The sequence below is a fragment of the Spirochaeta thermophila DSM 6578 genome (assembly GCF_000184345.1).
Taxonomy (GTDB): Bacteria; Spirochaetota; Spirochaetia; order Winmispirales; family Winmispiraceae; genus Winmispira; species Winmispira thermophila.
The window spans coordinates 286,082-308,310 of sequence record NC_017583.1 but is presented as its reverse complement, the minus strand read 5'-3'; the positions used below and the strand labels follow the sequence as shown (position 1 = coordinate 308,310).

17 protein-coding genes and 1 tRNA gene are annotated in these 22,229 nt (G+C 60.5%); 5 read left to right on the top strand and 13 right to left on the bottom strand.

Annotated features, from left to right (window positions below):
- Nucleotide 1 precedes the first annotated feature (1 nt).
- The 11 genes from SPITH_RS01250 to SPITH_RS01200 form a co-directional block, all read right to left on the bottom strand.
- On the bottom strand, nucleotides 2-1,312 hold the full coding sequence (locus SPITH_RS01250; protein WP_014623934.1) for an ATP-dependent 6-phosphofructokinase: 1,311 nt from the start codon (nucleotides 1,310-1,312) through the stop codon (nucleotides 2-4).
- Nucleotides 1,313-1,378: 66 nt separating this feature from the next.
- Nucleotides 1,379-3,052: a glycoside hydrolase family 9 protein gene (locus tag SPITH_RS01245; protein ID WP_014623933.1), complete on the bottom strand. Its 1,674-nt coding sequence runs from the start codon at nucleotides 3,050-3,052 to the stop codon at nucleotides 1,379-1,381.
- Between the two features lie 236 nt (nucleotides 3,053-3,288).
- Nucleotides 3,289-5,091, bottom strand: a complete 1,803-nt coding sequence (locus SPITH_RS01240) for a family 20 glycosylhydrolase (RefSeq protein WP_014623932.1) — start codon at nucleotides 5,089-5,091, stop codon at nucleotides 3,289-3,291.
- 6 nt (nucleotides 5,092-5,097) lie between these two features.
- Entirely contained in the window at nucleotides 5,098-6,234 is a 1,137-nt protein-coding gene (locus SPITH_RS01235; protein WP_014623931.1) for a carbohydrate ABC transporter permease, read from the bottom strand.
- On the bottom strand, nucleotides 6,234-7,148 hold the full coding sequence (locus SPITH_RS01230) for a carbohydrate ABC transporter permease (protein ID WP_014623930.1): 915 nt from the start codon (nucleotides 7,146-7,148) through the stop codon (nucleotides 6,234-6,236). The genes SPITH_RS01235 and SPITH_RS01230 overlap by 1 nt, the downstream gene beginning before the upstream one ends.
- 82 nt (nucleotides 7,149-7,230) lie before the next feature.
- Nucleotides 7,231-8,517: an ABC transporter substrate-binding protein gene (locus tag SPITH_RS01225; protein ID WP_014623929.1), complete on the bottom strand. Its 1,287-nt coding sequence runs from the start codon at nucleotides 8,515-8,517 to the stop codon at nucleotides 7,231-7,233.
- A gap of 199 nt (nucleotides 8,518-8,716) precedes the next feature.
- Nucleotides 8,717-9,646, bottom strand: coding sequence for an aldose 1-epimerase (locus SPITH_RS01220; RefSeq protein WP_014623928.1), 930 nt, complete (start codon nucleotides 9,644-9,646; stop codon nucleotides 8,717-8,719).
- Nucleotides 9,627-10,436, bottom strand: coding sequence for a PIG-L deacetylase family protein (locus SPITH_RS01215; protein WP_014623927.1), 810 nt, complete (start codon nucleotides 10,434-10,436; stop codon nucleotides 9,627-9,629). The genes SPITH_RS01220 and SPITH_RS01215 overlap by 20 nt, the downstream gene beginning before the upstream one ends.
- Before the next feature lie 4 nt (nucleotides 10,437-10,440).
- Nucleotides 10,441-11,451, bottom strand: coding sequence for an SIS domain-containing protein (locus SPITH_RS01210; protein WP_014623926.1), 1,011 nt, complete (start codon nucleotides 11,449-11,451; stop codon nucleotides 10,441-10,443).
- Nucleotides 11,452-11,469: 18 nt separating this feature from the next.
- The gene (locus SPITH_RS01205; protein ID WP_014623925.1) at nucleotides 11,470-12,651 is read right to left on the bottom strand and encodes a diphosphate--fructose-6-phosphate 1-phosphotransferase; all 1,182 of its coding nucleotides are present in this window, start codon (nucleotides 12,649-12,651) and stop codon (nucleotides 11,470-11,472) included.
- Nucleotides 12,652-12,881: 230 nt separating this feature from the next.
- A complete protein-coding gene (locus SPITH_RS01200) occupies nucleotides 12,882-13,913 on the bottom strand; it encodes an aldose epimerase family protein (RefSeq protein WP_014623924.1) in 1,032 nt (343 codons plus the stop codon).
- 128 nt (nucleotides 13,914-14,041) lie between these two features.
- Here SPITH_RS01200 and SPITH_RS01195 point away from each other — a divergent pair, with 128 nt between their 5' ends.
- The 4 genes from SPITH_RS01195 (at nucleotide 14,042) to SPITH_RS01180 (ending at nucleotide 17,616) form a co-directional block, all read left to right on the top strand.
- A complete protein-coding gene (locus SPITH_RS01195) occupies nucleotides 14,042-15,217 on the top strand; it encodes a M20/M25/M40 family metallo-hydrolase (RefSeq protein WP_013313069.1) in 1,176 nt (391 codons plus the stop codon).
- The gene (locus SPITH_RS01190) at nucleotides 15,201-16,241 is read left to right on the top strand and encodes a glucosyl-3-phosphoglycerate synthase (RefSeq protein WP_014623923.1); all 1,041 of its coding nucleotides are present in this window, start codon (nucleotides 15,201-15,203) and stop codon (nucleotides 16,239-16,241) included. Before SPITH_RS01195 ends, SPITH_RS01190 begins: the two co-directional genes overlap by 17 nt.
- Before the next feature lie 41 nt (nucleotides 16,242-16,282).
- Nucleotides 16,283-16,355, top strand: a tRNA-Pro gene (locus tag SPITH_RS01185).
- 64 nt (nucleotides 16,356-16,419) lie between these two features.
- Nucleotides 16,420-17,616, top strand: coding sequence for a right-handed parallel beta-helix repeat-containing protein (locus SPITH_RS01180; protein ID WP_014623922.1), 1,197 nt, complete (start codon nucleotides 16,420-16,422; stop codon nucleotides 17,614-17,616).
- 9 nt (nucleotides 17,617-17,625) lie between these two features.
- Here SPITH_RS01180 and SPITH_RS01175 read toward each other — a convergent pair whose 3' ends face one another.
- Complete coding sequence (locus tag SPITH_RS01175) at nucleotides 17,626-18,825, bottom strand: ROK family transcriptional regulator (protein ID WP_014623921.1); 1,200 nt, start codon at nucleotides 18,823-18,825, stop codon at nucleotides 17,626-17,628.
- A 132-nt stretch (nucleotides 18,826-18,957) separates the two neighbouring features.
- On the opposite strand from SPITH_RS01175, the gene SPITH_RS01170 reads away from it, so the two are divergent.
- Complete coding sequence (locus tag SPITH_RS01170; protein ID WP_014623920.1) at nucleotides 18,958-21,387, top strand: beta-mannosidase; 2,430 nt, start codon at nucleotides 18,958-18,960, stop codon at nucleotides 21,385-21,387.
- Between the two features lie 56 nt (nucleotides 21,388-21,443).
- On the opposite strand, the gene SPITH_RS01165 is transcribed toward SPITH_RS01170, so the two are convergent.
- Nucleotides 21,444-22,097: a hypothetical protein gene (locus SPITH_RS01165; RefSeq protein ID WP_014623919.1), complete on the bottom strand. Its 654-nt coding sequence runs from the start codon at nucleotides 22,095-22,097 to the stop codon at nucleotides 21,444-21,446.
- Between the last annotated feature and the right edge of the window lie 132 nt (nucleotides 22,098-22,229).

The following is a 22,229-nucleotide window of genomic DNA, read 5'->3' as shown; positions in this document are numbered from 1 at the left end:
CCTAGTCGTTCTCCATCCGCAAGGGCTGCTGCGTGGCCTCGAGCACGTCCCGCCAGAGACTCCCCTCGGGATCGATCCTCTTCCTCTGGGAGACCACCACCTCCATCGGGAGGTGAACGAAGTGGTTGTTCACCAGGCCGATCACGAGCCGCGTCTTGCCCGCCATGGCGGCATGTACCGCGTTCGTCCCCAGGCGGGAACAGTACACCGAGTCCGAGGCACACGCCGGCGCGCTGCGGATCATGTAGCTCGGATCGATGTACCGCAGGTTGATGGGAATACCACGCCTGCCGAAGTACTCCTTTATGCGATCCTTCAGGAACGCCCCGATGTCCCGCAGTTTCACGTTCCCTGACTCGTCCCGTTCCTCGGAGGGGCCCATCAGGTCCTGGCCCGCCCCCTCTGCGACGATGATCACCGCGTGGTTGCGCCTCGCGAGCCGCCGTTCCAGGTGGACGAGCAGGCCGTTCTCACCCTCGAGGTCGAACGGCACCTCGGGGATGAGCACGAAGTTCGCCTCGTGCACCGCGAGCGCCGTGTGCGCCGCGATGAACCCCGACTCCCTGCCCATCACCTTCACCAAACCTATCCCATTGATGGCCGAGTGCGCCTCGGTGTGCGCCGCCGAGACCGCCTGGGCCGCGAGCGCCACCGCGGTCTCGAACCCGAACGACTTGTCGATGTACATGATGTCGTTGTCGATGGTCTTCGGCACCCCCACCACCGCGATCTTGAGCCCCCGGCGCTCGATCTCCTTCGCCATCCTCAAGGCCCCCCGCTGCGTCCCATCGCCACCTATGGTGAAGAGCACGTTGATGTTGAGCTGCTCGAGGGCATCCACCAGCTCCTCGGTACGTTCCCCACCGCCCCGGGAAGAACCCAGTATCGTACCCCCCAGCTTGTGGATATCGTCCACCACCTCGGGATCGAGCGGGATCACCGGATACTGGTACTCGGGGAGCAGCCCTCGATAGCCGAACTGGATCCCTGAGATCCTCCTCACCCCGTACCTGAGCCACAGGCATCGGACGATCGATCTGATCACATCGTTCAGTCCCGGGCAGAGCCCCCCGCAGGTGATGATCCCCGCGTGCACGTGCTTGGGATCGAAGTAGAGCCTCTCGCGAGGCCCCGCCTTCTCGAGCACCACGGTCTCGTCCGCCGCCACCTGCTCGCCCTTCCGCACCTCTATCCTGTGGAGAATCCCCTCCTCATCGCCCACATAGTTGGCGATCGAATCACCTACCACCGTCGAGAGACCGATGGGGGAAGGGATCTTTGGCGTGCCCAGCGAGGTAATCTCGAACAACATCTTCTCCATAGCTGTAACTATAGCCGGGAGCCTCCCCTCCTGCAAGCCGAACACCCCAGACGCCCCTTACCCTCCGTAGTGTGCATATATCGAGAGGGCAAGGAAGAACCACGCCGCGTGAGGTATCCACTGCTCCGCCCACCGCCACCGGTGCGCCATGTCCGAGGCGTACGGCTCGGGGAGGAAGGCGATATCCTCCTCATCGTCCACCCCGGAGGTGATCCCATTGCAGATCCCTCCCGGCGCGTTGGGGAAACCTCGCTCATAGGGAGGACTGTGACGCCCCTTCCCCTGCATCATGCACACGTCGAAGGGATTGAGCCCCAGTATCCAGTAGATCGGCGCCTCGCCATAGGTCCGGAGTTCCCCGCCCCCCATCCCCTCGCCGACAGCCCAGAAGGACGCAGCCGCGAGGGAGGCCAGGCGTGCGTTCTCCCCCTGCCACCAGTAGCCGCTCTCGTTCTCGTGAGGGACGAAGAACTGCACCCGTCCCTCCTTGCCGGGAAGCTTCACGTACTGACGGGGATAGCCGAACGGGTTGGGCACCTCTCGGCTTCGCGCCAGTTCGGCGGCAAGGGCCCGCTTTATGAACTCCTCAGCCCGCTCCACCAGGACTCCATCCTCCCTCAGAACCTCTCTCATCCGGAGCACACTCACATACGGGAATCCCGCCTCCACCGCATGAAAGAACGACCGCTGGCCCCCCTCGTCCGCCATGAGTACTCCTTCCGGAGTGAGCCGTCCCTCGAGCCGTGAGAAGAACTCCTCGGCCGCCTTCCGGTACGTCTCCTTACCCGTCGCTCGATAGAGCTCCACCGCCGCAAGCAGAGCGCAGTACTCATCGATGATGTTCTCCTTCCCATCAGGAAGATACTCTGCGTTATGAACCAGCAGGTGTGAAAATCCCCGTTCGGCAACAGCAAGGTATTCCTCAGGTGAGTAGTCCGACGCCTCCCCGAGGAGAGAGGCCCGAGCGAGAGCGGCGATCGCCGCCCCTGCCCCCATCCTGAACCCCGCCTTGTAGTCGGCAGTCTTTATACCATGTTGGGTCTCGTAGCTACACACCTCTCGCTGTTCAGGATCATGCGACCACCTGTCAAACACAGTAAGGTAAAAGAACCCCTCAGGATCCTGCATCCGCACCAGGAAGTCCGCCCCGTAGAGGGCCTCCTCCTTCACCCTCTCGAGGCTAAAACGGGGAAACCCCCTGGCGCTAAGGAGCTCATAGCCATGGAGAAACGACCATACCACAAGGCCTGTGTGCTGAGGACACATGTAGTTGGTGTAGGCAAGGTGGGAGAGATACTTGCTGAAATCACCGGATGCATCGTACCAGCCCCCATGGACGTCCACCTTCCGATCCGAACCGTAGAGAGGCACCGACCGATCCTTTCTGTCGTACACCCCCGAGCACCGTTGGCCTCTGAAGTAGAAGACGATATCCTCGAGGAAGAGCGAAGGGAAGTCCTCGGCAATGGGAAAGTACTCCGAGCGTATCCCATCCTCGAGACACACCGCATACTCACCGGGCTCCCTCACCTCGGAGAACTCACCCCTCGCGAACCACCCACGCCTCCACCCCGACACCTTCACCGGGCGATCGAACCTTCCCTCGTACACCACCTTTCCTCTCGTATCCACCACCCGGAACATCCCCTCCACAGGCACATCAGACTCCACCACCACGTACTTCGCCCCCTCTTTTGGATACCCTGCGTGTGAGATGAACACTCGTCGCATACCGCCTCCTTGTCTTGTAAGATCACATCACTACTCTATCTCACCATACCACAGGTGAGAGGAACGGATCTCCCACGATTCGAAAAGAAGAGCGCATCTTGCAGAACAGCCTCGGACAGGTCGCCAGGACCGATGCCGCACCTTCACCCGGAGGAGGGATCAGCCCTCCCACCCGAGGCACCCGTGAGGAGTGCGAACCACCGTAGAAGGCCCATGGTACCGCCACATATGGGACATCAATGCATGAGCACGCTTCTGAGCGCCCGTAACCTCCCCACACTGTCCTCGAATCCCCCCTCCCTGTTCCTCAGCTTCCATCGCACCTCGTACTCGAAGAGAAGCGCGTCGAGATGCTCCGCGAGGCTCCTTCGCACCTCCCGCGGTATCTCCACCACCGAAAAGTCGGGAGTGGCGAGGAAGTGCCGTGCGAATTCCACCGCGAACCCCAACATCCTGGCGGTGAAGTCGAGCTCATCCCCCAGGATTCCCCCGCCTTCCACCCCCGCGATGAGTGAAGAGGCACGCTCGATCTGCTCCCTGTCCTCATCGAAGCTCATGCTGGCGAGCCGAGGATATTCCTTCCGGTAGTAGGGATACACGTGGTCGATGAGCAACACCGCGAAGGGCGAGCTGTTGTGAAAGTGGGCCTTCTCGATGGTAGGGAGGGAGGAGAGGAGGAGGTGCGCCTCTGCGAGGGCCCCGGAGGGATCCCCGTACACGTGGGAGGAGAGTACCCGGGTGGTCTCATCCTCCCACTCCTCCACGTCATCCAACACCGAGGTGTGCCACGAGGCCAGGGCATAGGCAACGAGGGGGAGGAGCATCGTGACCCACTGCTGGAAGTGTCCCTGATCACCCCACTCAGTGAGGAGCGCCCCCTTTCCACCATGGGCGGCCGCAGCCCGAATCCCGCGCCTCATGTTCTCCCGGGCATTCGGCCATCGTCCCCCCAGGGAGAGCCAGCAGGAAGTTCCCACACACGTGGAAAAGGGGATCCCCGCCTCTGCGAGCAGGACAGCGTTCCGCTCGAAGGGATAGTCCGCCTCGTACCCCCAGTCGGCCACCTCCACGTCACGGGGGAGCTCCCCCAGTATCTCGGGGTGAGAGAGCACGAAGTCCCCCCACATCTGCATCCTCTTCCCGAACCGCTCCACTATGCCCTTGAGTCTGAGCATGTACGAAAGGTACACCCTCGCCGCACCCTTTCTCTTCACCTCCTCCGCACTCCTTCCTACCCCGAACTCGAAAGGCTCATCTCCGCCTACATTGCATAACCCTGCGGGAAAAAGGGGGAAGAGCTGGGAGAAGAGATCCTCGAGGAAAGGGAAGACCCGCTCGTCCACAGGGCAAAGGGTGGTGGGGATCCCCCGCCACACCCCCCACGGATCCATGAACCCCTCGGGTTTCTCGGCCAGGATACGGTACTCCGGGTGGGCGAACCACCGTTCCATGTGGCCCAGGGAGTTCTGATTGGGGATCACCGTGATACCCCGCTCGGCCGCATACGAGACGATACGCGAGACATCCTCAGGGGTATAGGCGCCCGCATCCTTCCAGACCCGCTCGTGTCCCCGATACGCAAAGGTGTGTTCGGTGTAGAGCTGGAGCTCGTTGAGGCCGAGCAAGGCGCACACATCGACAATCCAGAAAAGGGTGGAAAGCCGCGGCACCTTGTCCCTGCTTACGTCAATCATGAGCCCTCTTCTGGGAAGATCCGGCCAGTCCTCCAGCTCCACGAACGGCACCCGTACCGTGCCACCCTCCTCCCGATCGGCGAGGAGCCGCAGGGTCTGGACCGCACGGAAGGCCCCTGGATCGCCCCCCGCCTCGATCGAGATTCCCCCCGCGCCCACCGCGATCCGGAACCCCTCAGGGGGAAGGCCGGAGGATCGGGTGAACGAGACAGGCCCGGCAGGGGGCGGGCCGCACCGCCCCCCCTCGAGCCCCGTCCACTCGCCGGCCGGCACCTCCAGCACACCCCCTCTCACCACCAGACGCCTCGGCCGATGGACGAGCCGTCTCAGGATCTTCTCTTCCATACCACATCACCCCTTGATCGCCCCGGCCACGACCCCCTCCGTGATCCGCTTGTTGAAGGCGAGATACAGGATCACCACCGGAAGGGTCACCAGCACGAGGGCGGCGAGCTGCCACCCGAGCTGTGTGCTCGTGAGCGAGGTAAAGGCATACACCGCCACAGGCAGCGACTTGGTCGCCTCGGAGCTCGCGAGCACCAGCACGAGCACGAACTCGTTCCATATCCCCAGCCCGTTGATGATGGCGATGGTCACCGCCACCGGCATGGACATGGGGAGGATCACGCTCCAGAACGTCCTGAAGACCGAGGCCCCGTCTATCGCAGCGGACTCCACCAGGCTCGATGGAAGCCCCGAGATGAACTGGGTGGAGAGCATCACCCCGAGAGGGAGCCCAAAGGCGGTGTAGACGAGGATCACCCCGATCCTGGTGTCCACCAGGTGCAGGCTCCTCATGAGAAGGAACAGCGGGATGATGATCGAGGGAATGCTCAGGAGGTACCCCAAGCCGAAGTACCCACCGATGATCTGTGAGAGCCTCCGAAAGGGGAACTTGCTGAGACCAAACCCCACCATGATGCTCAAGAGCACGATGAGCACCGTGGACACGCCCGCATAGATCACGCTGTTGACAAACTTACCGGCCAGCTTTCCGTAGGAGATCGCCGAGATGTAGTTGAAGAACACCGTCCTCCAGTGGATCTGGCGCTGAAACTTTGGAGGAAGGTCCCTCACCCGCAGGGTGTCCCCCGGTTCGAGGGAGGCGATGTGCGGGGGCAACTCGTCCTTGGGAAGGAAGAACACGTGGATCCGCCGCTGGGGGGCGATCGAGGTGGACTCGATGATGAGCCGCTCACGCGTATCCTTCTTAGGATCATATGGATACCTGAGGGTCGGGTTGGGCCGTATCACCACATACTCGTCATCGAGATTATCAAAAAGCTCGTACGGAAACGCAAAGATGTCCCTGTTGAGCTCCTCGTTCGACTTGAACGAGGAATACGAGAGCCAGAACAGGGGGAGAAGCGTCACCAGGGCCCATGACCCGAGGAACACGTAGGCGAACACCCTCGAGACTATGATGAGCACCCGCTCGGGAAGCGATCTCTTACCTTCCACGATGTGCGTGCCGTTGGTTCCTGTCATCACTCCACTCCTCTCGATGCGAACTGTCGCGATATGAAATTCGCGAGGAGGATGAGTCCCACGCTGATGAAGATGATGCTGTTGGCGATCGTCGCCCCGTAGGCGAAGCGGAGGGGATCATCGTAGTTGTGGAATCCCACCTGATACATGTAGATCGAGAGTACCAGGGCATTCTGCCGGGTGAGCCCCCTGTCGGTGATGGCAAAGATGAGATCGAAGCTCTTGAGCGACCCTGCAATGGCGAGTATGGAGGAGACGAGGATGGTCCCCGACAGAAGGGGCATGATGATCTTCACGAAGATCTGCGGCTCCGTGGCCCCGTCTATCTTCGCCGCCTCGATGAGCTGGGCGTCGAGCTTCTGCAGATTGGCGAGGAAGACCACCATGTAGAACCCTGTGTACATCCACAGGAGCACGAAGGCGATGGGATACATCACGGTCTCCGGCCGCAACATGTAATCGAACTGAGCCGAAGGATCTCGGGTGAACCACTGAGTGAGCCTCGCCACCGGGCCATCCGCCTCGAAAAGGCGTTTCCAGAGGATACCCACCACGATCGTGGAGAGAAACTGTGGGAGGAAGATCACGGACTGGAAGAATCTCGGTGAGCGTATCATCTTCCGATAGAGGATGTACGCGAGGACGAAGCCTATGGGGATCTGTCCGAAGACCGAGACCGCCACTACGATAAGATTGTTCTTGAAGGCATGCCAGAAGAGGGGATCCCGGACCATCCTCAGATAGTGAGACACCCCCACGAACTTCCCCGTACCCTCGACGTTGGGATTGTAGTCCGTGAAACTCAAGCCGAGGGAGAACACCACCGGATAGGCGAGAATGAGGGTGTACAGGAGCAGGGCCGGCCCCACCAGGGAAAAGTAGCCCATCAGTTCTCTTCGTTCTCGAACGGTCATCGACGCACGCTCCTTTCCTGCGAAAGTGTGGGGGAGGGAATCCCTCCCCCACACGCACACTTTCCCTCTACCGAGAATCGTATTACTGTCTGGCGAGCTTTTCCACCTGAGCAGCCACCTCTTCCGCCGTGGCCTGGCCGCCCACGATCTTCTGCATCCCTGCGTTGAGGGCGTCATTGGCGGCACCCGAGAGATGAGCGTCGATCACGTCGGTGATCACCTTCACGCCCTGGGCGAAGACCACCTTCCTCTTCACGATGGTGGGAAGGTCATCCGGAAGCGGGAAGTTCTTGAGAATGGGGGCCACGATGGCACCGTCTCGGAGTCGCTGCTCGACCCACATCGGGCTGTTGAAGTACTGGAGGAACCTGAGTCCCGCCTCGCGCTTCGCAGGGTCATCAGCCCCGGCCTTGGTGAGACCGTACCCCACCGAGATGGCGGCTGCAGCGGAGCCGGCCACATTGGGCTTCTCACCAGGAAGCTTGGGAATCGGAAGGAGCTCTACGTTCTCGGCAAGGGTAGGATCTATACCACCAGCTCTCCACTGCCCGTCGATCATGAAGAGCGCCTTCTGGTTGTTGAAGTTGGAGAGGGCGGTTCCGTAGTTCACGAGCAGGCACTTGGAGGAGATCACCCCGTCGTCCACCATCTTCTTCAGCAGCGCGAGAGAGGCGACAAACTCGGGATCGGTGAACTTCTTCTCGCCCTTCACCGCCTTCTGCACCCAGGTGGGATCGCCGGTGATCCTGCCCACGACCCCCGACATGAGACAGGAGCCCCACACCCATCCATCGGCCCCTGCGATCTCGACCACATTGAGGCCCTTCGCCCGGGCGGTAGGCACCATGGCGACGAGATCCTCATAGGTCTTGGGTGCGGAGAAGCCGAGCTGCTCCACCAGGGCACGGTTCATGTAGAGGACCGTGGTGATGTTGGAGGTGCCGAGCGGCACGTACCATACCTCGCCGTTGGGCCCCATGGGCGGGATGAGGCTCAGGTCATAGTACCCGGGATCGAGCCACTTCCTGTGATCCACGAGAAGGCCCGCCTCCATCCAGTCCTTTCCCCACCTCGCATCGGCGCCCAGATAGGCGAGATCGGGCACATCACCGGCTGCGATACGAGCCGTCCGTTTCTGGTGATACGCCTCGTCGTAGAGGAGCTCGTACTTGATCTCGATGTCGGGATTCTCGCTCATGAATCCCTCCACTATACTGATCCACTGCTGTCCCTCCACGTTGGCCGCATCACCGTATGCGAGCACGTCGAGCGTGACCTTGCCGGCCGCCGCCCCTTCCTGTTTCCCGCCGGCGAAGATCGTTCCCGCGAGCAGGAAAAGGGTAAGCACGAGGCACAACACTCTCTTCATCACATCCTCCTCACTCATTACACGAAAGGTCATTCTCCCCAACGGGGATCCTCGAGTATTGTACAACGGGTCCATGCCGCTGTCAATAAAAACTTTTTAACTTGTTAATTTATTTTTTATCTTTTGATTACAAATAAAAGAAAAACGATTAATTAGTTTATAAAATGAATTATTTGACATTGGTTTATAAATCAAACTTTCACCTCTCCGCCCTTATCAGCACCTCTCCCCACCTGTGCTCCCCCGGCTTGAGGACGGGCGCGCCCCACTCCGGACGATTGAAGCCGTCCGTGAGCGACGCCACCGGTTCCACCGCAACCCCATCCCTCTGAGGCGGCACGAAGACCTGGACATAGGAGAAGATCCCCCCGAGGCGCATGATGAGGCGATACCTGTCCGCGGAAACCGCGATCATCCTCTCCTTCCCGGAAAGAAAGAAGCCCATGTCGCAGGGGGTCGAGCCCAACCTTCGCCCCGCCCTGAAATCCCACCGCGTCCCATCGACCGGAAGTATCCTCCCCGTAGGGAGAAGCCGTTCGTCCACCTCGAGCACGGCCTCTGCAGGAATCCGGAGCACCAGATCGTCCACCTGCATCCCGGCCTCTGGAGAGACATAGGGGTGCCACCCCATGCTCACGGGCGCCGCGACACCTCCCGCGTTCCACACGTGGGCACGCAGAGAGAGCCCGCCTCCCCCCACCTCGTACCTCACACGGAGCCCCACCTCGAACGGGTATCCCCTGTCCGACCCATCGGTGACGTACTCGCACTCCAGCCATTCCCCATCTCCCGTCTCCCCACTCCCCCTCACCCTCATGGCTCTCTGCCAGAGGAAACCGTGAAGCGCATCATCTCCTTCGGTGCACGGAAATGCGTATTCCCTCCCCTCGAAGCGATACACACCACCCGGAATACGATCATTGAACGGAAAGAGAAGCCGCCCCCGAAACCAGGGGTTCGCGAGGAGCTCCTCAGCCGCATCCTCCACGAGGAGCCGGTGGGCCTCCCCCTCGAAGACCCACCACATCTGCCTCACCATACCCCCCAACCCGGGAATCACCTCCACTGCGCAACGCTCACCCTCCAGCCTCACCACCTCCACACCGCAGTCAAGAGAAAAACGCTTCATACACTGCAGGATCGTAGAGCTTGAAACCGTACTCCCTCACATACTCGACCGCCGGACGCTCCCTCAGGATGGACACCAGCGAGGCGATAATCTCCTTCTGGGAGACGAAGAGATCGAGCGCCCGGAGTTTTCGCTCCTTCAATTCCTCGGTTCCCTCCACGCGAATCGAAGGAAGGGCCACGAAATCACCGTATGCGGCGAGCTCATAGACCCGAGGGAATCCACCGGTGGGTGGGCCGAGCTCCGCCCATATGGGATTGTGCGCATGGAACAAGGAGATAATGGCCTCCTCGTGGACCACCTTGTGGTCCGGGTGATAGTCGTTGAGGGACATGAGGAACACCCGCGAAGGGAGGAGCTTCCGATAGAAAAAGGTGAGAGCATTCTGAAGCCCCGTGTACCCCTCGATCATCCCGGGATCACCATCCTGAGCCCTCCGCCTTCCCTTGAACAGATGAAGGCTCCCATCGGGAAAATCCAGGAGATGGACCTGGTGCACCCCTATCGCTCGATACGCGAGGGTCGTCTCCTCCCTCCGCACTTCGACAATAGAATCCCGGAGGGAGAGATCACAGTACCCCTGCGCCCCGTCCGTGGTCACCAGGACGTGGACATCCACCCCCTCTTCCAGTGCCCGTTGAAGGAGAATACCTCCGCCGATGAGCACATCGTCATCATGGGGAGATATGAAGAGCCACCGTTCCTGCGGTTGCCACCGAGGAAAGGCCTCGGCAAGCCGCTCGTATGTAATCACTTCTCCCGTGCGTTCATCGCGTATCTTTACCTGCATACACTCACCCCACGAATTCGTTTCCGACTTTACGTGCTCTCTGTGGCTTGTCGAGATGTATACCCGACCGCACCCCCACCTCCACGAGGAGATTCCACCCTGCCACCAACTGGAGATAGGGAGCGAACCCTTGCTCCACCCGGGGAAGCAGAATCGTGGGAAAACGGGTCTCCCTGTGCGCGATGGCGAGCACCTTCACACCCACCCCCTCCTCGAGCACGGAGGCGAACTTCTCCTCTTCCTCCTCAAAGGGGTCGATGAGCACCACCACCTCTTCGGGACTCATCACCTCTTCGATCCCATGGACCGCGTATGTACCCTCGAGGTAGTCCGACTTCTTCCGGGTAATCTCGTTCGTCTTGAGGGTGAGCTCCTCCGCCACCCCGTTGTTCCGACCGCCGAAGTACAGCACAGGGGCTCCCACGAGAGGCCGGATCAGTTCCTCAGGAAGCTCCATCCAGAAGACCTCATCGACGAGATCCGCGAGCTCCTCCCTTCGAGCGGCAGCCTTCTCGCCCCTCAGAATCACATCGTAGAAAAAGGCCTGCTCCACCACCGACTTGGTCGCCGCCACCGCCTCTTCCGGGCCGCACCGGAGCTCGTACACCGCATCCGCTCCCTTCCCTATGGGGGAGTCCTTCCTCCCCACCACCGCACCCACCACCACATCCTGCGCCTTCTCACGGAGCGAAGCGAGGAGCCTCACCCCTTCTGCCGTCTTCCCCGAGTTGGAAGCCACAAAGACCCCCCACCCATCCAGGGCATACTCCCGGGCCTGCATCGCCCCTTCCACCTCCACCCTCACGGGGCTCCCCTCACGAAGCAGCGAGGCCCTCACATTCCCTGCGGGGAAGATCCGGGAAGAGCCCTCGCCTGTGAGGAGGAGGCGCTCCCTCTCCGCCACCCACGAGAACTCCTCCCGCACCTCGTCCACCGGAAACCTCCTGATGACCTCCGGGGTCTCTGCCATCTCTTTTACGAGAGAAAACCGCATATACTCCTGCCTGCGTTTCATCATCACCTCCACACATTCCTAAAAGAGTCGGGCAAAGCGTTCGATATCGCCCACCAGCGGGCGGATGTACTCCTCAAAGGCCTCACTCACGAAATAACCCTCCGGAGTGAGGAACTCATCGGGCATAGGCTTGGTCTTACGAGCCACCTCCTCCAGGGGAATGCTCCCCAACGTGAACCGGTACGGATTCGAAGAGCTCCTCTCTATGGTCACCATGATCCCCGAACGTCCTTCGTTCGCATACGCCACAGCCCTACGCCCACAGGCATAGGCCTCTTCCCGGTCGATCGCCGAGACCCGATCACTCGCACACATCGCGAGCGACTCGGGAATCTGGAACTCGCCCCTGAGACCGAGCCGATCCTTGAGGATGCGATGGAGGGTCAACGCTGCACTGGCTCCTCCCATCGCGCCGAACTCTATGTTGGAGAAGCTGTCCTTTTCCTGCGAGGCCGAGACCGGGGTGCCGTCCTCCCACACCACCCCTTCACCCACCACGATGTAGCAGTACCCGAACGATGCAATGGTGCGCTCCACGTCTGCGAGAAACCGATCCAGGGTGAGGGGTCGCTCGGGAACACAGATGAGATGGGGCGCCTCGTCAGGACGCCGCTTCGCCACCACACTCGCGGCTGCGAGCCACCCCGTATCCCGCCCTACGGTTTGATGGATGGCGAACTTGTCCACACGCTGCATGTCGGCCGCAAGGCGCCCCCCCTGGAGCACGGAGAGAACGACGTACCGCGCCGCGGAGGGATACCCCGGCGTGTGATCGGTGCCCACGAGGTCGTTGTCCACGGTCTTCGGCACGCCTACGCCGAAGAGCTCGTATCCGGTACTCCGACAGTAGGCCTCGACCCTGTGGATGGTCTCCATGGTATCGTTCCCACCGATGAGGAAGAGGTAACGGATATCGTACTTTTCGAGGAGCTCCCTCACCCGCGGCAGATCCTCGTCGGTGAGCTTCCTTCTCGTGGACCCCAGGGCGGAGCCGGGCGTGGCCTTGAGAAGCCCCACCTCCTGATCCGGCAGGGAAGAGAGGTCGAGGAGATCCCCCTCGAGGAAGCCCTCGATCCCGAACCTCATGCCGTAGATCCTGCCTCCGGATCTCTCCCGTATCCCTTCGATGATGCCGGCGAGACTCGCATTGATCACCGAAGTCGGCCCGCCCGACTGTCCCACGAGTGCGGCTCCCTTCATGAACCATCCTCCCACGTGTGGTCTTCAATGGAGATACTAACGCATATAACATAAACAGTCAATATTTATGTCAAATATTTTTATCCAGCAAAAAAGTTTAAAAAATAAATTAAACGAATAATTTCTTTAATGAACCAAATCACCCTCTTCTTGAACCCGCGCCTCCGCCCCCTTTACGGACACAAGAAAAGGGGCCGGGATCCCGGCCCCTCGAGCGCACCACCGTACGATCACTCCACCGAGAACCTGAGCTCAGTCCTGTGACGATAGGTCTCATCCGGCCTCAGGATACACGGGGGGAACACGGGCTTGTTTGGGCTATCGGGAAAGTACTGGGTCTCCAGACAGAAAGCCCCATACGAGGGCACGCTCACCCCACCTGCGATCTCGATGTCGTTGAGATGGTTGCCCGTGTAGAACTGTACCCCCGGCTTCGTGCTCCACACCTCCATCCTCCTTCCCGTCGAAGGGTCGCGGACCACGGCCACCTGGCGGAACCCCTCACCATCCACCACGAAACAGTGGTCGTATCCCCCCTTCACTTCATCGAAATCCCTTCCTATCGGCTTCTCCTTCCTGAAGTCGAAGGGCGTACCCTCCACGGGGATCATCCGCCCCGTGGGGATGAGGCCGTCGTCCACCTCGAGGTAGAATGAAGCGCGGAGCGTGAGCAGATGGTCGAGCACCAGACCCGAGCCCGGCCCTGAGAGGTTCCAGTACGCGTGGTTGGTGAGGTTCACGGGCGTGGGTCTGTCCGTCTCTGCGGCGTACTCCAGGATGAGGTGTCCCTCTTCGGTGAGGGTGTAGGATGCCGTGACCTCGAGGTTCCCCGGGAACCCCTGATCGCCATCCGGGCTCCGGTACGAGAAGACCACGGTCGCGGCATCCTCCCGCGAAAAGGCCTCGGACTCCCAGACCACGGCATGGAACCCGCCCGGCCCGCCGTGAAGCTGATTGGCTCCCTCGTTGGCCACCAGCCGGTACTCCACTCCATCCAGGACGAAACGCGCCCCTCCGATCCGATTCGCGAACCGCCCTATGGTGCTCCCGAAATAGGGGTTCCTCTCCTCGTAGTCGGAGAGCGAGTCGAAACCGCAGGTGATCTCCCCCACCCGCCCCTCCCGATCGGGCATCCTGAACGAGAGCAGGGTGGCGCCGTAACTGATCACCGTACACGAGAACCCTTTTCCGGTGTCGAGGGTATAGGCATACACCTCCCTTCCGTCGCGCGTGGTTCCGAAGGTCTTCTTGTCCACCTGCATCGATCGCCTCCTTGATTGTTTTCGGGCTCCGTAGATCATATCCCCCCATCCCCCGTTGCACAAGGGAGAGGAGTATTTTACACTATTGTCATGCATCCGTACACTTCCCTTTCTTGAAAGGAAAAAACATGCATCCCGGAATGAAGGAAATCCTGGAACTTCTACCACTCATCCAGGAGAAGACCCGTGTAGCGAACGAGATCCTCCTCTCGAACCTCATCATGATAAGCGAAATACCGGCTCCCACCTTTCAAGAGGAGAAGCGCACCGAGTTTCTCCTGTGGAGGTTGAGCGAGCACAACCTCATCAACTGTTCCACCGACGAGATAGGCAACGCCCTCGCCATCCTTCCGGGAACCGAAGGGACCCGGAACATCCTCATCACGGCCCACGTGGACACCCCCTTCCCGGAATCGGTGGATCACACCATCAACGTCCTCCCCGGAACGGTCACCGGCCCCGGTGTGGGGGACAACGGGCTCGGGGTGGCCGCCCTCGCGACCCTTCCCGTGTACCTCGAGCATCTCGGGTTCCAGCTCTCCTCGAACCTCATCCTCATGGGATCCGTGAAGAGCCTGGGCAAAGGGAACATCGCAGGGATGCGCTTTTTCCTCGATCACACCAACTATCCCATTCACGCGGGCATCTGTATCGAGGGAGTACGACTGGGGAGACTCAGTTACTCGTCCATCGGCATGCTGCGGGGGGAGATCGCAAACAGGGTGCCGGAAGAATACGACTGGAGCAGGTTCGGGGCGGGGGGAGCCATCGTCAACATCAACGAGGTGATCAATCGGATCCTGGAGATCCCCATCCCGAGGAGGCCGCGCACGAGCATCATCTTCGGATCCATAGAGGGGGGCTCATCATTCAACGTCATCCCCACCACGGCCACGCTCCGACTCGAGATCCGCAGCGAATCCGATGAAATGGTGGAACGGCTCAAGGAGGAGATCCAGAACATCGCGGCCGAGGTCTCCTCCCAGACAGGGACCGAGGTGGAATTCAGGGAGTACGCCCGAAGGAGGCCCGGGGGCCTCCGTTTTTCCCATCCTCTCGCCGAGAACGCCCGGACCATCCTGGAGAGCCTGGGGACCATCCCCCGCATTTCGCCGAGCACCTCCGAGCTGTCGGCCTTCATCGACCACAAGATACCCGCGGTCACCATAGGCCTCACACACGGGGAGAACCTCAACGAGGTCAACGAGACCATCGAGATAGAACCCATCACGCAGGGCATCGCCCAGCTCATCGCGCTCATTCTCGCCATCGACAGGGGGTACTGTGATGAAGCTCAACCTTAACGCATGGATCAGGGAACATACGTTCCACCACTCCCGGTTCGCCGATCTCGCGGCCCTCGTACAGGAGAAGGAGCGCCAAGGTCTTTCCATCTCGCTCTGCATCCCCACCCTCAACGAGGAGAAGACCATCGGGAAGGAGGTGGTGATCTTCAAGTCGGAACTCATGCACCGTTACCCCCTTCTCGACGAGATCGCCGTCATCGATTCGGGCTCCACGGACAGGACGAGGGAGATCGCCGCCTCCTTCGGAGCGGACGTGTACCTTTCCTCCGAGATCCTCCCCCACCTGGGGGAGCGGAAGGGCAAGGGAGAGAACCTGTGGAAGGCGATCTATCAGCTCAAGGGTGATATCATCGTATACATCGATGCCGACATAAAGAACATCCATCCCCGCTTCGTCTACGGCCTGGTGGGACCACTCATCTACAACCCTTCCCTCAAGTACATCAAGGCCTTCTACGACAGGCCCCTCGCCTTTTCCCAGGGTATACGTCCCACCGGCGGCGGGCGGGTCACCGAGATACTGGTGCGCCCCCTTTTCTCGCTCTTCTTTCCAGAACTCACCGCCATCATCCAGCCCCTATCGGGTGAATATGCAGTGCGCCGCGAGGTGTTGGAACAGATACCCTTCCCCATCGGCTACGGAGTTGAGACCGCCCACCTCATCGACGTCTATCGGATCTACGGCCTTGAGGTCTTTGGACAAACCGACCTCGACCAGCGGGTCCATCGCAACCAGGAGACCAGGGCGCTGGGGAAGATGGCCTTCGGCATACTCCAGACCTTCCTGCGACGCATGGAAGCCTACGAACTCCTCACCCCCAACACCGAGTTCTCCACCATACTGAGGCAGTTCCAGGTGAAGGAAGACCAATTCGAGCTGGTGGAATATCGGATCCAGGAAGAAGAACGTCCTCCGATGAACACCATAGAGGAATACATCGCGAAGAGGCCCACGTCCTCACCGAGGAAAAAGCGGGGGAGGAAGAAGGCCGGGAGCCCCTCCCTTCCCGAGGATGCATAATTGACACACCCCCCGCTCCGTGCTATCTTGTACCCATACATCGGGCTGTAGCGCAGGGGTTAGCGTACAGGTCTGGGGGACCTGGGGTCGGCGGTTCAAATCCGCCCAGCCCGACTCCTGCAGGAGCTGTTCCTGCAGGTTTTTCTTTATCCATATATTCTGACATCCAGGTGTTCCTTTGAGCCGTCACAGGGTCATTCTCCTGGCACTCCTCTTCCAGTGCTTCACCATCACCGCGGAGGACATCCGGGTCCCCGAGGACTATCCCACCCTTCAGGAGGCCCTGGATCGAGCCCGTGACGGAGACAGGATCGTCATCACGGGGGGAACACATCGAGGCCCCTTCTCGATCCGCACCTCGGTCTCGATAGAAGGAGAGGAGGGGACCCTCCCCATTCTCTACGACGACACCTCGCCGGTCCGTATCATACCCCTCCTGCTCGTCCAGAACGCAGGGAAAGTCCGCCTTTCGAATCTCATCATCCAGGGTGGAGATCCCTCCCAGGGTGTAGGGGCCACCTCGGTGGGGATCCTGGCCATCCAGAGCCGCATCCGGCTCTCCGAGGTGAGCTTCAGGAACATCCTCCAGTACGGGCTCCTCCAGATCGGAGGAGACTTCGAAGCCGAGGCGGTGAGTTTCCTCACCCCCTCGCTCCCCGGAAGGCTCACCGATACGGGCCTCGCCTTCTTCGGCGTATCCGGAGTGACCACCGAGCACCTCGTGTGCGACGACCCCATACTCAGACAGGGGATCACGATCAACAGCGGCCTCCCTTTCGGGGCGAGGACCTCGCTCTCCCGCCCATTCATCTTCCATCCCTCCACCGGGGCTCCGCTCACCCTTCCCTCACCACCCTCGGGCCCCACCCAGGCGAGGCTCTCGGGGATACGTCTGCGCATCCCGTCCGAAGAGGAGACAGCCGGCGTCGTAGTGGGGGGAGCGACCACCCTCACCATAGAGGACAGCTACTTCTACATGGGCCCGACCCGGCCCCGCCCCCTCTCTCCCACCGCCGTCATCGCGCGGGGAAACCCGCGGATCGTGGTTCGGAACACCACCTTCAGCGGCGTCACCCGGGGGATCCTCCTCACCACGGGCAGCCCCTCCCTCCTCCTCGAAGACGACACCTTCACCCGGCTCGGCACGGCGCTCACCATCCGGGAAATTCCCGGCTCGGTACTCGACCTGGGAGGTGGGCCGCTCGGCAGCCGGGGAGGCAACCGGTTCCAAGGCAACACCTTCGACATCCTCCTCGATCCCCTGTCCGTCCCCCTCCCCATCCCCGCCAGGAACAACCTCTTCTCGCCGTCCCCTCTCGTACACAGCACGAGAGAGGACGGCGGCCTGCCCGAGAGGATACTCGTCACCGAATGAGAGATGCACCTATGCACGACTCCGTTTCACGAGGGGGAGCGTATGCCGTACGAGGACCGGGAGAAACGCCTTGTCCCCCCTCTTATCCCAGAAGCTCTGGTGGAGACGGTTCCTGAAGATCCTGTCGAGAATCATCCCCGCGGCACCGTACGCCACGGCGAAATCATGGAGCGAGGAGAGAGACACGTTACACGGGATGGGGAGGGGATACATCCAATTCCTTCTCACATACGACATGAACGTATCGCAGATCTCCTCCCCCAGGCCCTCGATATCCCCGCCGAAGAAGACATGGGACACATTGAGGGTGTTGACGATACACGCGAGATTCGAGAACAGTTCATGGAGGAACTTGTCGAGCAGCACCCTGTTGTGGGGAAGTTGAGCGAGCTCCTCGGGGGAGAGGGAGAACTGGGAGGGCATGGTCCCCTCGGAGAAGACCGATCTGAATTCCCCCGCGGAAAACGTGTGCCCGTAATGGAGGCGGCCGTCCAGGACGATCCCGAACCCGACGCCCACACCCCCGAAGTCCTTGATGTGAGACCGCTCCTCCTTGAACTCCACGAGCACGAAGATGAAATCCCTGTAGGACTCGCCCTTCTTGAAGGCGAGCTCCCCCCACGCGCAGCAATTGGAATCGTTCTCCACGAAGACGGGAACATCCAGGAACTCCGCGAGCTCTGCACACACCTGAAACGGCTCATAGATGGAGAGGGGGATGGAATAGACGATACTCCCGTCCTCGGGGTTGATGATACCTCCGGCCCCTATCCCCACACCCAGCACATGGACGTAGCCCTTCTCCTCGAGGATCCTCGAGAGTTCCTCCATGGCCTCCAGGAAGAGGGGGATGAAGTTTCTCCGGGTGATGGGGCCGGTGTCCTTTTGCCACTTCAGGAGCACGGTCCCGGCCAGATCCACGGTCACCGCCCTCATGGCCTCGGCCTGGACCCCCACACCGATGACGACCCCATACTCCTTGTTCAATCCCAGCGCTATGGGTTTCCTCCCCCCGGTGGAGACCACGTTCTTCTGTGCCCTCTCTTCCACCAACCCCAGTTCGATGAGCTCGGCCACGAGGTTCGTCACCGTGGACTTATTGAGTCCCACCCGTTTCGCGATTTCGATCCTGCTGATTCCCTCCTCGTACCAGATCTGTTGGAGGATGAGTCCCATGTTCTCTATCTTGGTTCGACGTTTTCCGTTCATGATTCATCACTCCCCATCTTTTTGACTGGTTGATACGAAGGCTCAGACAATATATCATACATTTCCCACATGGTCAAAGACATGTCATGACCAGAAAACTGATATATTAGTTTTCAAAAAGAAGGAGATAGTATGAAATACATCGACCTGAGCGGAACCTGGAACCTCTCCTGCATCACCAGGGACCTCCCCGAGGTCCTCATGGAGGTACCGGGGGACGTGCACTCCGCGCTCATCCAAGCCGGGATCATCCCCGATCCCTACCAGGGCACCAATGAGCTCGAAGTCCAGTGGGTAGGCCGCGAGGACTGGAGACTCTCCACCACCGTGTCCCTTTCGGAGGTCCCCAGGGGGCCTGTATTCTTCAGGGCAGAGAGCATCGACACCATCTGCGAGGTACTCATAAACGGCCACTCCGCAGGAAGGGGGGAGAACATGTTCCTTCCCGTGGAACTCCGGGTGGGGGAGTATCTCAGAGAAGGCGAGAACACCATCGAGGTGCTCATCCGTTCGGCGGAGCGGACGGCCGTGGAAAGGGCCGGGCGACTCCCCTATCCCATTCCTCACACCTCTCATCCTGTGCAGTCCCCCCACAGGAACCTGGTCCGCAAGGCCCAGTGTCATGCCGGGTGGGACTGGGGCCCCTGCCTCATGGTGGCCGGGATCTACGGCGGGGTGGGACTCATCGACGCATCCGAGGGCTACATACGTTGCGTCCATACGGACCAGCGCTGGGAAGGGGACGACTGCCTCCTCGACATCCATGTCGTGTTCCTCTCCTCCGAGCCGGGTGAGATACCCCTCTCCATCTCCTGCGCCGGAGTGCACCACGAAGCACATGTTGAGGTCGGGGAAGGGTCCTCCACCATCACCCGCACCCTCCGTATCCGCTCGCCTGAACGTTGGTGGCCGGCGGGCTACGGCCCTCAGAGGCTCTACGACCTATACGTGACGCTCGGATCACACCAGGTTCACAAGCGGGTGGGATTCCGCACCGTGCGCCTCATCACCGACGAGGACCCCCATGGATCCCGGTTCGCCTTTGAAGTGAACGGGGTGGAAGTCTTCTGCAAGGGTGCAAACTGGATCCCTCAGGACGCCCTCCCTTCGAGGGAAACCCCGGACCGGGCGCGCTACCTCCTCGAAAGCATGAGAGAGGCACACATGAACATGGTGAGGGTGTGGGGAGGGGGGAAGTATGAACTCGACTACTTCTACGACCTGTGTGACCAGCTCGGCATCATGGTGTGGCAGGACTTCATGTTCGCCTGTGCCATGTACCCCTCCGACCATGAATTCCTCCGGTTGGTCGAGGAAGAGGCCCGTTACCAGGTGAAACGGCTCAAAAACCATCCTTCCCTGGTCCTCTGGTGCGGAAACAACGAGAACCTCGGTGCCATCGGTTGGTTCGAGGAGACGCGAGCCAATCCCGCGCGGTATCTCGTGGATTTCGATCGTCTCTACGAGGCCACCATAGGACGGATCTGTGACACCCTCGATCCCGGAAGGCCCTACTGGCCGAGCTCTCCGTCCGCGGGAAGGGATGTCTACGACTACAACTGGCACGACGACTCACGAGGCGACATGCACTACTGGGACGTGTGGCACGGAGGGAAGTCCTTCGACGCATTCTACCAGGTGAGGCCCCGCTTCTGCAGCGAGTTCGGTTTCCAGTCATTCCCATCTCTCGAGACCATAAGGACTTTTTGCCCTGAAGACCAGATGAATCCCACGAGCCCCGTGATGGAACACCACCAGAGGAGCCCGAAAGGGAACAGGGTCATCATCGAGAGCATGGCGAGGTATTTCCGCTTCCCCGAATCACCCGAGGCCTTCCTCTATCTCAGCCAGGTACAACAGGCCTACGGGATCCAACACGCGGTGGAATACTGGCGTGCCCTACGACCACGGAACATGGGGATCCTCTACTGGCAGCTCAACGACAACTGGCCGGTGGCCTCCTGGTCTTCCATAGAATACACGGGTCGCTGGAAACCCCTCCACTACGTGGTGGGGAGGGCCTTCGCCCCGGTGCACACGGCCGCTTTCATGAAGACCCCCAGGATCCTCACGGTGGTCGTCTACAACGATACGAGAGAACCGCTTCCGGGGAGACTCTCCGCCACCTTCTACGACTTTGAGGGGAAGGAGAAGAACCGCATCGAATGGGAAGTATGTCTCGAAGGGGAAGCAGCCTCCATCATCGAGCAGGTCCCCCTTGATCGACAGGGAATAGATCCCCACCGCACCTTCGTCCGGCTCGGGCTCGAACTCGAGAACGGGATGCGGACGAGCAACACGCACTTCCTTTCCCTCCCCAAGCAGTGTCCCCTTGCAAGAGCCGTGGTCCATACGACCGTGGAAGGCGATCGGATCACCCTCACCACCGACGCTCCCGCCTTCTTCGTGGTACTCGATCACCCCGGCGGCAGATTCTCGGACAACTGTCTTCACCTCCTCCCAGGAGAGGAGAGGAACATCCGGTTCATCCCGAGAGAAGAGGGGATCACCCTCGATCCCTCCCGCGTCTCGGTGATGCACCTCAGGGAGACGTATCGATAAAAAACAGGTGGGGGGGATTCCCCCACCTGCCAAGGAGGGATGAGAGAAAGGTTCTGCTACTTCCTCTTCTTTTCTTTTTCCTTCTTGCCCTGCTCTCTCTCGGATGCCTCGGTCACTGACGCAAGGATCTTCCGGAGTTCCTGGGCGATACTCTTCAGTTCCTTGTCCTTCTTGTGCTCCTTCCAGAGGTCCTGGAGATCGTCCCTGAGCTCCTCGGGATCATCGGAGATCGCAAGCTCATACGTCCCCTGGTCGGTGCTGATCACGAGATACCCCGCTCCGTCGATGACGACCTTCCCTGCCAGATCCTTCGATGCGGCCACCGCTTCTTCGAGAGCCGCAAGGAGGGAATCCTCTTCCGCCTCAGCGGCGTCTCCGCCCGCCACGGCCTCAGGCTGCTCGACCGCACCCTGCTCGTCAGAACTCACCGCCCCGGCCCCGTCATCGCTCCCCTGGGAAACCGTCTGCTGTGGATCCTCTCCACTCTGTGTCGCCGTAAAATCCTCCGAAGACTCGTTCCCGCTCTGAGAAGTATCGCCGGAGAGGTCGGCATCGTCCGTGGTCTGGGATCCGTCTTCCGACGTCACGGAAGCCGCGATACGTTCGATATCGCTGTTCACCGGGTTGGCGCATCCTACGGTGAGCAGCAGTCCCAGGAGAACCAGGAGCATCGATCCGAGCACCAAGGTTCTCTTGTCTCTGTGCTTCATAGTATATCCTCCATCTGGTGTTTCGGACATCAACAAGCAGGAACCGTGCCAATCTTTTCTGACTTCCCACCACTCTTTCGCCTTGTCCTGTCGTGAGATATACATCGCCCTTCCTTTCGTCCCCTCGTCGCT